Origin of the sequence: Labilibaculum manganireducens, assembly GCF_002843385.1 — a bacterium.
GTDB lineage: Bacteria > Bacteroidota > Bacteroidia > Bacteroidales > Marinifilaceae > Labilibaculum > Labilibaculum manganireducens.
The window spans coordinates 1-10,539 of record NZ_MVDE01000061.1 but is presented as its reverse complement, the minus strand read 5'-3'; the positions used below and the strand labels follow the sequence as shown (position 1 = coordinate 10,539).

The window sequence follows — 10,539 nt, the reverse complement described above, 5'->3', positions numbered from 1 at the left end:
TTTGTTGTTTTGGACAACAGGTTATGAGATCTCTCGGGATAAGATAACGTACTTTCGTCACGTCCTACTTGATTTACTCTTAGTGGTTACGGTTGACTTTTGGGTTTTCCCAATCCATAGCTCGGTTACCCACACTAATAAGCCTTATATCAAGTTTCTGTTCGTTAGAACGATGACTTTGCTGATGGCTTCCTTCAGATTTGGGGTCGCCCCCAACACCCTTGCCAATTGCTAGTTCTTCCTGTCAACTCGGCGAACTCAAGAACGTTTCATCTTGATAGCACGTTACCATGCCCGACATACTAAAAAAGGCGGAGCTATACTCCGCCGCTAGATAAACTTAAATGAATAATCATTTGAAGTTTTCTTTCATATCATAAATTTAGGAAATAATTATTAATTTAATTTGGATTTTACCACAGTATCTGTCAGCTCATGTATAATTGATGTTTTCATAACATAAATATACCAATTATTATATAATTAACTCGTTAAAAATTGATGAAAAATGCTGGAACAAAAGACTCAAACTCTCGATTCCAGAAATCCAATTATTTCTTAAACTTATTTATTAATGCGCTTCCAACCAGTTCTCTCCTACTCCCATATCCACGGTAAGTGGAACGGAAAGCTGAATGGCATTTTCCATTTCTTCTTTTAAAATCAACTTCATTGGCTCCAATTCAGACAACAAACAATCGAAGTTCAATTCATCGTGCACCTGAAGAATCAATTTAGATTGCATCCCCTCCCGTTTCATTCTTTTGGTAATGTTGATCATCGCTATTTTGATTACATCAGCTGCCGAGCCCTGAATAGGTGCATTAATTGCATTTCTTTCTGCTACACCGCGAACGATAGCATTGCTTGAATTGATATCTTTTAAATATCTACGGCGTGACAATAAAGTGACTACAAACTCATCCTGACGCGCTTTCTCAACACTTTTATCCATAAACAGCTTAACTCCCGGATAAGATTCAAAATAGCCTGTAATCAACTCTTTTCCTTCTGTTCGGCTAATACCCAACCTTTCGGCAAGTCCCCAGGCCGAAATCCCATAAATAATTCCAAAATTGGCAGTTTTTGCTCTGCTTCGCATTTCCTTGCTTACCTCCTCGATTGAAAGCTTGTAAATTTTTGCTGCTGTGGCTGTATGAAAATCTTCCGAATTATTAAAAGCATCAATCATGTTCTGATCCTGACTCATGTGAGCCATTAACCGCAATTCTACCTGCGAATAATCCGCAGAAAGGAAAGTGTGATTTTCGGATGAAGGAACAAATGCTTTTCGGATGTATCTGCCCTGCTCGGTACGAATTGGAATATTCTGCAGGTTAGGGTTGGTTGAACTTAATCTTCCTGTTGCAGCTTCGGCCTGATTAAAAGAGGTATGAATCTTCCCTGATTTTTCGTTAATGTAAGTCGGAAGTGCCTCAACATAAGTGGAAATCAATTTTTTCAGCGATCTAAAATCCAATATTTTTTGAATAATTTCATGCTTATCCTTCAGTTTGGAAAGAACATCTTCGGATGTTGAATATTGACCCGATTTGGTTCTTTTAGCTTTGCTGTCGAGCCCCATTTTATCAAATAAGACATCACCCAACTGCTTTGGTGAAGCTACATTAAAATCGACCTCGGCCATTTCTTTAATGTCTTTTTCAATTCCATCAACCTCTTCATTAAGCCCAAGAGCATAGTCTTTTAGAGTCTGAACATCTATACTAACTCCTGTGAACTCCATATCGGCTAAAATACTTACCAAAGGCATTTCAATATTGCAGAACAAATCAAGCAGGTCGTTTTCTTTCATACGACGCTCCAACTCTTCTTTCAATTCAAGATTCAGAACCGTTTCCTCACAATAAGATTCATGTTCAATCACCTCAGGCTCCAACATCAAGCTTAGTTGAGCTTTTTTTCCTTTTGATTTATCCTCTTTGTCAATTACCTGATAATTTAAAATAGAGTGAGCGACAAATCCAAAATCGTGTTTTAATTCGGGTTGAATTAAGTAGTGAGAAATCATGGTGTCGAAAATTGGCCCTTTCACATCAACTCCATGCCAACGCAAAATTAAAATATCACGTTTGATATCGTGACCAATTTTTAAAATGTTTTCATCTTCGAAAATAAATTTAAACTCTTGAGCTACTTTTTTTGCCTCTTCGAAATTTTGAGGAAAAGGAACAAAAAATGCTTTGTCTTTTCGATACGAAAAGGTCAATCCAAGAAGATTTGATGTATTTGGGTCGGAACCGGACAAAATTGTTCTAAAAGAGTACTCTTTATGAACACACAATTCAGCTTTTAAATCGGCTCTTACAGCCTGATTATCAAGCATAAAAAAATCGCAACCCAATCCACTTATATCTCTTAGAATCACATCCTTAACTTCTACTGTATCCTTATCCGTAAATTTTTGACTCTCATTGGCAAAAAGATTCCCCTGATTTTTAAAAACCCGTTCTGCCAAGGTGAAAAACTCCAACTCCTTAAAGACGGCTCTCAACGCCTCTTCATTATAATCTATCAATTTGAAATTATCTTCATCAAAATCTATTGGAGCATCGAGTGCAATTTTTGCCAGCACTTTTGAAAACCGAACTTGTTCTTCCGATTCAATAATTCTTTCTTTTTGTTTTCCTTTTAGCTTATCGGTATTCCGATACAAACCATCGATGTCTTTATAAAGCTCAATTAGTTTTTGAGCCGTTTTCGGACCAATTCCCGGACAACCCGGAATATTATCCGCTGCATCTCCCATCAAACCTAAATAATCAACAATTTGATCGGGATGCTCTACGCCAAACTTTTCTTTAATTTCAGGAACACCCCAAACCTCAACCTCTTTCCCATTGCTTTTCGGCTTAAACATGAAAATATTCTCACTCACCAATTGTGCATAATCCTTATCCGGAGTCATCATATAAACCGTATAGCCTTGTTTTTCAGCCTTTTTAGCCAAGGTTCCAATTACATCATCTGCCTCGTATCCTTCTACGTCAAATTCCGGAATATTAAAACCCTGAATAATTGACTTGATATAAGGAATCGATTTTCTTAAGTCTTCGGGCATTGGAGGACGCTGTGCCTTGTACTCCTTAAACATATCATGACGAAAAGTTGGTCCTACCGGATCAAAAACCACTGCAATGTGCGACGGCTTCTCTTTTTCAAGAACCTCCAATAATGTATTGGTAAATCCAAGCATGGCCGAAGAATTAATTCTGGTTGAAGTAAATCTTGGATTTTTAATAAATGCGTAATATGATCGGTATATCAAGGCAAAAGCATCTAATAAAAATAGTTTTTTGCCCGAGTTGGTACTTGCTGAGTTCATAAGATTTTAAATATAATTTGTATTGAAACAAAAGTACAAGATAATCGCTTTGTAACAATTTTCAAGGCTATTATTCTCAGTTCTCTTCTTGTTTTATAAACACAAAAAAAGCCTGGCGTTTGTTCCAGGCTTATCAATTATAATTTTTATTTCAACTTAATTGTCTTCTGCATACCACTCAGCAAACGATGTGGCTGTTTCGTGCAATTTTAGTGAGTGCAGTTTCACATCCAAAGGCAAACGCATTTTTATTTTTTCAGCAAAATCAACAATCATGTTTTCACAAGTTGGCTGATAATCTGTAATAAAAAAACGCTCAAACATTTGTTCAATATCCAATTGCTCCAGATTTGGAGTTGCCTTACTCAAAACAACGGAATGATCCAACTGGTCAACAATTTCTTCATTAACAATCTTTTTTAAATCTCCGAAATCCATTACCATTCCCAATTTCGAACTATTTACATCGGTTATTGGTTCGCCAATTACTGTAACAAATAAAATATAGGAATGACCATGAATATTTTTACAAAGTCCATCGTAGTTCCATAAGGCATGAGCCATTTCGAAATGAAACTCTTTGGTTAATCTTACTTTTGCCATTTACTTACATTGTATAAAAAAACCAGCACTAAACTGGTTATTGAATTTCTTATCCATGAGTACAATTGCTGATACAATCAACAATGTTACTAAGACTGCAGTGTTTTAAATAATAATATGTATTCTTTCCTTCTCTTTTCGAAGAAAGAACGCCTTTATCTTTTAAAATTCCCAAATGATGAGAAGTTGTTGATTGCTCAATTTTTAATAATTCATGAATTTCAGTCACTGTAAGCTTCTTTCCATCCTCCAGATATCCTAAAATTGCAATTCTCATTGGATGAGCAATTGCTTTAAGCATGTTAGCCGCTTGCTCTAGCTTTGCAGGTTCTAATTCTTTAATTTTCATACACAACTATTATTCACGTAAAGTATCAAATGCAAATATATGAATATATTCTTAAATAGGCTATATTATACATATTGAAATAGTTAAATTTCTCGTTTTGTATATAATTTAATTAAAGTCTTAATAAATACTAGAGTTTTAAATCCGATTATTTGAAATAGGAACGGTTTTATGAGAAAGATAAATTATTAACTTTGGTTGCTATGAATTTGAAAAAAACCAGTATCAACGATATAAAAGCTCCGATAAAACAAGAAATGGAGAAATTTGAGTCCTTTTTTAAGGATTCAATGAAGACAAAGATCCGTTTACTGGACATCATTAACCGCTACATTATCAAACGTAAAGGGAAAGAAATAAGACCTATTCTTGTTTTTTTAAGTGCTAAAATTACCGGTAAAATTAGCAATTCTACCTACATTGCTGCTGCACTTACTCAATTACTGCACACTGCCACATTAATACACGATGATGTTGTTGATGAAGCTTACGAAAGAAGAGGCTTTTTCTCAATTAATGCTTTGTGGAAAACCAAAGCTGCTGTATTGGTTGGAGATTTTCTTCTATCGAAAGGCCTTTTGATTGCTCTTGACAACAATGAATTTGAACAGCTAAAGGTTCTTTCGGAAGCCGTGAGAGAAATGAGCGAGGGGGAATTACTTCAATTGGAAAAATCAAGAAAATTAAACATTACAGAAGAGATTTATTTTGATATAATCTATAAAAAAACAGCCAGTTTAATGGCAACCTGTACTCTGCTTGGAGCTATTTCTGCTAAAGCAAATGATGCTGATCAGCAAAAACTTAAAAAATTCGGTGAGTACCTCGGAATTGCTTTTCAGATGAAAGATGATTTGTTTGATTACGAGAAACAAGGAAGTATTGGAAAACCGACTGGCAATGATATCAAAGAAAAAAAGTTAACACTTCCCTTGATTTATGTTTTAAGAGGGGTTTCTGAAAAAGAACGTCGCTGGGCTCTGAAGATAATTCGCAAACACAATAAAAACTCTGAAAAAGTGAACGAACTAATCTCTTTCGTAAAAGAAAAGGGAGGCCTTGATTACACCCGGGATAAAATGATTGAATTCAAACAAAAATCATTGGATATTTTAAATGAATTTCCTTCATCGGAAGCGAGAGAGGCATTACTCAACTTGGTGGATTACACGATTAACAGAAATGTTTAGATCTTTTAGTTTATTGGTAGCTGAACGGTAAAAACACTCCCCTTTTCTGGTACACTTTCAAGCGATATTGAACCATTATTCAGAGCAACAAACTCTTGACAAAGTATTAATCCTAAACCCGTTCCGGATTCTTCACAGGTTCCTACTCTGGTATAATTTGTATCAATCCGAAACAATCTTTTCTGATTCTCTTCACTAATTCCTAATCCATCATCTTCAATAGAAATAATTGATTTAGAATCGCTTTGTGCAATTCGAACTTGAATATTGCCGCCGGGCCTGGTAAATTTTATGGCATTCGAGTATAAATTTCGAATAACTGTATCAAGCATGTATTCATCGGCGAAAGCCATAGTATTTGCTCCTTTAATTACCCTTACAAATATATTTTTCCGATCGGTTTTGGTTTGATGAAGTTGAATATTTGACTCCATCAATTTTGATAAATCAATTTGCTTGGGGTTATGTTTTATTTTTCCCATTTGAGATCTGGCCCACTCCAGGAGGTTATTCAATAAATTATACTCCAAATTAGCTGCTGAATAAATAATTGAAGAAGCTTCAAATATCTGATCCTTTGACATTTTCCTGCAATTTTGATGCAGATTTTTAGCTATTGGCAGTAAGGCATTAAATGGATTTTTTAAATCATGTGCAATAATTGAGAAAAATTTATCTTTTGTTTTAACAGCCTCACTTAAAGCCTCTTCGCTTCGTTTTCTTGCCGTTATATCACGAGCTATGGCAATTAATGTTTCACACTCTCCTGCCCTATTAAATTCAGGAATTAACTGCCATTCAAAATGAAGAACTTTGCCTTCAACAACGATGCTAAAATCAACACAATGCTGCTTCTTTGTTTTAAAAGCGATATCTATTCCCTGTTCCCAAAACTCACATTTATCTTTTGGAAATCCCATTTCCTGATGAGTTTTTCCAATAAATTCCTCTGGTTTAATTTTTAATATTTGTAAAGAAGCCGAATTCACAAATATATGTTTGTGATTTATATCAAACCGCATAATTAAGTCTGTGGCATTCTCCACTAAAGTCCGGAACCGCTCCTCACTCTCCTGCAACTTATTTTCTGCAATTTTTCTTTTTTCAATATTTCTGATGGCTACAAAATAGATCTTTGTATTCGAAAAACGAATGAGATTTGCACTTACTTCAACTGAAATTCTTTTGCCAGATTTACTAATTAAACAAGTCTCAAAAAGTGCAAAACCAGTGAGATCCATCTCTTTTACCCGAAGGTGCAAATCCATAGAGCAACTGGCGTCATCAATATTATTGATATTTAATTGACTCAGTTCCTCATCTGAATACTCTAATAAATCACTTAAACGCGAGCTAAATTCAATTAAATTCCCTTTTTCATCATGAACAAGAAAAGCATCTCCTGCAGATTCAAAGATATTTTTGTAGAATTCTTCTCTTTGCCCAATTCGATCTACCAAATGATAATAACTTGAAATGTCTTTACTTTGAATAATAATTCTTTCAACAAATCCTTTCTTATTTAAAATAGGTGAAAGATATTTTTCTTCGAACCTGATCTTATTATTCTCCAGGTTTGATTTTAGAAAACTATTTGGCTCCCGACTTTCCAGAATCTGCGGAACAACACATTCTTCACAAGGTTTATCTAACCCATAAAAAATATTATAGCATTTCGTACCAATTAATTCAGATCGTTTTAAATCTGCTCCTTTTAAGAGTTTTTCATTCACCTCAATTAAAGTGAAATTTGTATCAATTACCGAAACTGAATCTTTACCATTAATTAAAGATTTAGATTGATTGTGTTCCTCTGTACTGTATTCCTGAGGAATTAGCTCACGCAATCGTTCAATTTCATTTTCCAGCTCTTGAATTCTAATTTTCAAAGGATCATGGGATTCATTGTACATGTACAAATAAACATTTAAATGGTGATGTTAAATAAATTTATTGCAAGTAAATAAAAAAAGTCGGAAATAATCCGACTTATAAGTTAATAAATAAGCATTTTAAAAATACTTTATTTCTTTTGGATCACCGGTTTCCAGTTTATGAATCTCTGTTAATAATGCATTTGCCAAACTGGATGCTCCTATTCTTGACCATTTGTTATTTAACCATTCCTCTCCTAAATTATTTTTTGAAACTGCATAAAATTCAATGGCATCCTTAGCTGTAGATATTCCTCCAGCAGGTTTAAAACCAATCATCTTTCCTGTCCTGTTAAAATACTCTTTAATTGCCTGAGTCATGACATAAGCAGCTTCTAAAGTTGCATTCACAGCCACCTTACCGGTGGAAGTTTTAATGAAATCAGCACCAGCTTCCATTGCAATAATAGATGCAGTACGAATATTTTCTGCCGTTTTAAGTTCTCCTGTTTCCAGTATAACTTTTAAATGTGCCTTACCACAAGCTTCTTTCTGAATTGCAATTTCATCAAACACCGTTTGATAATGCCCTTCTAAAAAGGCTCCTATCGATATCACTATATCAATATCGTCAGCTCCTTTTTCAACAGCCATTTTACATTCCAATGCTTTAACTTCTATAAATGATTGAGAAGATGGGAAAACACCTGCTACAGAAGCAATTCTAACGCCCTCAGCTTTTAAGTTTTCATTCAATGTTGACACCTGATACGGATACACGCAGATAGCTGCCACATTTGGCATGTCAAAATCATTCTGGAAGTTATTTACATTGTCAGCAAAACTTTTAGCCTTTGCGTGCGTGTCTGTAGAGTTCAGTGTCGTTAAATCTATAAAAGAAAAATTCTTCTTCAGATTCTCAATTGTGTACAAAGTTTCATAGTCTCTGTCCAAAATTGATTTGACATTTGCTTTTACTTCTGCATCGCTAATCTTAAGATCGTATGATTTTAAGATTTCTAAAATGTCTTTCTCCATAATGTATGTAAATAATTAGTAACCAGTTGCGAATCTTTATTCGCTGATTTTTCCATCAATAATCTAAACTTCTATTAGTCAGAATATTGTCTTTAAGGTTACGAAATTAAGATATTTTTCCCTCATCCCCTATTTCTACTATGTTAATTTATTAGAACTTAGCCAGCCTAAAACAAGAAAACCAAAATCATCGCAATGATGACTTTGGCTAACTACTATAAAAAATGTACTTCTTTATTGCTTAACAATCTTGTAGCTTTTTCGGTATCCTTCCGATTCAATAACCAAAAAATAAGCGCCACTTCGTAATTGCTGAACCGATTTAATAATTCTTACTTCTCCACCAATATTTTTATGCTCTTCCTTAAATATCAAGCTTCCTGTCATGCTGAACAATGAAATTGTAGTCTCATCATTTCTAAAATCAGATAGATCGATATGCAATTCATGAATAACAGGATTTGGATAGACACGAACACTTAGTTTTCCTGAAACATCATCAATTCCTGTAACTGTTTCAACTGTAATTTCAAATTCTTGTTTTACCGAAAATTCATCATCTGAAGCTTCTAGTATTACATTAAAATTACCTGTTTCAGTCGGTATTCCGCTTAATGTACAAGATCCATTTCCATGATCCTCCACACTTAACCAATTTGGTTTTTCAATAACTGATATAATACATCCATCCTCATCTACATCCTCATACTTCATATTATAAACATACATATCACCCACTGTTGCTTGAACAACTGGTTCTGATAAAAATTCCGGAGTTTCGTTTTGATTCTCAATATGAATCGTAAACCTGTCGTTATAACTTAATCCGCCTTGATCAGTAACTGTTACTTTTAATGAATAGCTAATATAATCTTCATAATTAAATATCTCTTTCGAAACAATCCTGTCTCCATCCAATTCGAAATACCCGTTCTCTGCCAGATTAAATGTGAATGTCTCATTAACATCAGCGTCGCTGGCTGTTAATATTCCCACTTCTGTTCCAATGGCAGAATTCTCGGCAATTGTGGTATTTGACAATTGAATAGCTGTTGGGGCATTTTCGTTACTATCATTGATATTAATTATTACTATTTCGGCAGAACTGGTATTTGTTCCATCGCTTACAGTAACTGCTAACGAGTAACTTGTTGTTGTCTCGTAATCCAAATTCGTATTATCTGTCACCGTGATCTCTCCGGAGGTCGAATTAACAGCAAATATGCCGTCAGTATTGCCTGCTGTAATTGTCCAGCTGCTAAAAACCGTGGCTGTTGCATCTCCGTCGGTGGCCAAAACGGTTCCCACTGATGTTGTATTTGAAGCATCTTCATCAATAGTAAATGTTTGTGAAGCTGTCACTATCGGGGCTACATCATTGACATCTGTGATATTGATTGTAATTGTCTCGGATGCTGAAGTGTTTATGCCGTCGGAAACTGTTACGGTGTATGTGTATGAGGTTGTTGTTTCATAATCTATTCCTGAGTTATCGGTTACGGTGATTGCTCCGCTGGAGGCGTTGATCTCAAAAATGGATGCGCCGGTTCCTCCGGTTTCTGTCCAGGATGAGAAAGATGTTCCTGCATCGCCGTCTGTTGCAAGTACTGTTCCTACGGCTCCTGAGTTTGCAATATTTTCTGCAATATCAAAACTCTGTGAGGCTGTTACAACTGGAGTGTTGTCGTTTATTGCGTTCACATCAACTGTTACTGTTTCTGCAGCTGAAGTGTTAACTCCATCTGAAACTGTGATGCTCAAGCTGTAACTTGTGATTGATTCATAATCCAGTTCATTCGCATCATTAACTGTAATTTCACCTGTTGATGAGTTCATGGCAAATACACTGTTTGTATTGCCTGCTGTAATTGTCCAACTGCTAAATGTAGTTGCTGTTGCATCTCCATCGGTGACCAAAACGGTTCCTACTGATGTTGCATTTGAAGCATCTTCATCAATAGTAAATGTTTGTGAAGCTGTCACTATCGGGGCTACATCATTGACATCTGTGATATTGATTGTTATCGTCTCTGCGGCTGAAGTGTTGGTTCCGTCGGAAACTGTTACGGTGTATGTGTATGAGGTTGTTGTTTCATAATCTATACCTGAGTTATCGGTTACGGTGATTGCTCCGCTGGA

The 10,539-nt window shown here is 35.2% G+C and carries 7 protein-coding genes; 1 reads left to right on the top strand and 6 read right to left on the bottom strand.

The window, feature by feature from the left end:
* Positions 1–571: 571 nt before the first annotated feature.
* From polA to BZG01_RS20980, 3 genes are all read right to left on the bottom strand, one after another.
* Positions 572–3,346, bottom strand: a complete 2,775-nt coding sequence (gene polA, locus BZG01_RS20990) for a DNA polymerase I (protein WP_101311805.1) — start codon at positions 3,344–3,346, stop codon at positions 572–574.
* A 156-nt stretch (positions 3,347–3,502) separates the two neighbouring features.
* Positions 3,503–3,949, bottom strand: a complete 447-nt coding sequence (locus BZG01_RS20985; protein ID WP_101311804.1) for a 6-pyruvoyl trahydropterin synthase family protein — start codon at positions 3,947–3,949, stop codon at positions 3,503–3,505.
* A gap of 49 nt (positions 3,950–3,998) precedes the next feature.
* Positions 3,999–4,298: an ArsR/SmtB family transcription factor gene (locus BZG01_RS20980; protein ID WP_101311803.1), complete on the bottom strand. Its 300-nt coding sequence runs from the start codon at positions 4,296–4,298 to the stop codon at positions 3,999–4,001.
* Positions 4,299–4,501: 203 nt separating this feature from the next.
* On the opposite strand from BZG01_RS20980, the gene BZG01_RS20975 reads away from it, so the two are divergent.
* Positions 4,502–5,488 (top strand): polyprenyl synthetase family protein, encoded by a 987-nt coding sequence (locus BZG01_RS20975; RefSeq protein WP_101311802.1) that lies wholly within the window; start codon positions 4,502–4,504, stop codon positions 5,486–5,488.
* Positions 5,489–5,493: 5 nt separating this feature from the next.
* Here the strand turns inward: BZG01_RS20975 and BZG01_RS20970 are convergent, their stop codons facing one another.
* From BZG01_RS20970 to BZG01_RS20960, 3 genes are all read right to left on the bottom strand, one after another.
* Positions 5,494–7,377, bottom strand: a complete 1,884-nt coding sequence (locus BZG01_RS20970; RefSeq protein WP_180327417.1) for a PAS domain-containing protein — start codon at positions 7,375–7,377, stop codon at positions 5,494–5,496.
* 123 nt (positions 7,378–7,500) lie between these two features.
* Positions 7,501–8,400, bottom strand: coding sequence for a deoxyribose-phosphate aldolase (gene deoC, locus BZG01_RS20965; RefSeq protein WP_101311800.1), 900 nt, complete (start codon positions 8,398–8,400; stop codon positions 7,501–7,503).
* A 234-nt stretch (positions 8,401–8,634) separates the two neighbouring features.
* On the bottom strand, positions 8,635–10,539 hold a 1,905-nt coding region (locus BZG01_RS20960; RefSeq protein WP_143470970.1), incomplete at its 5' end, for a cadherin domain-containing protein.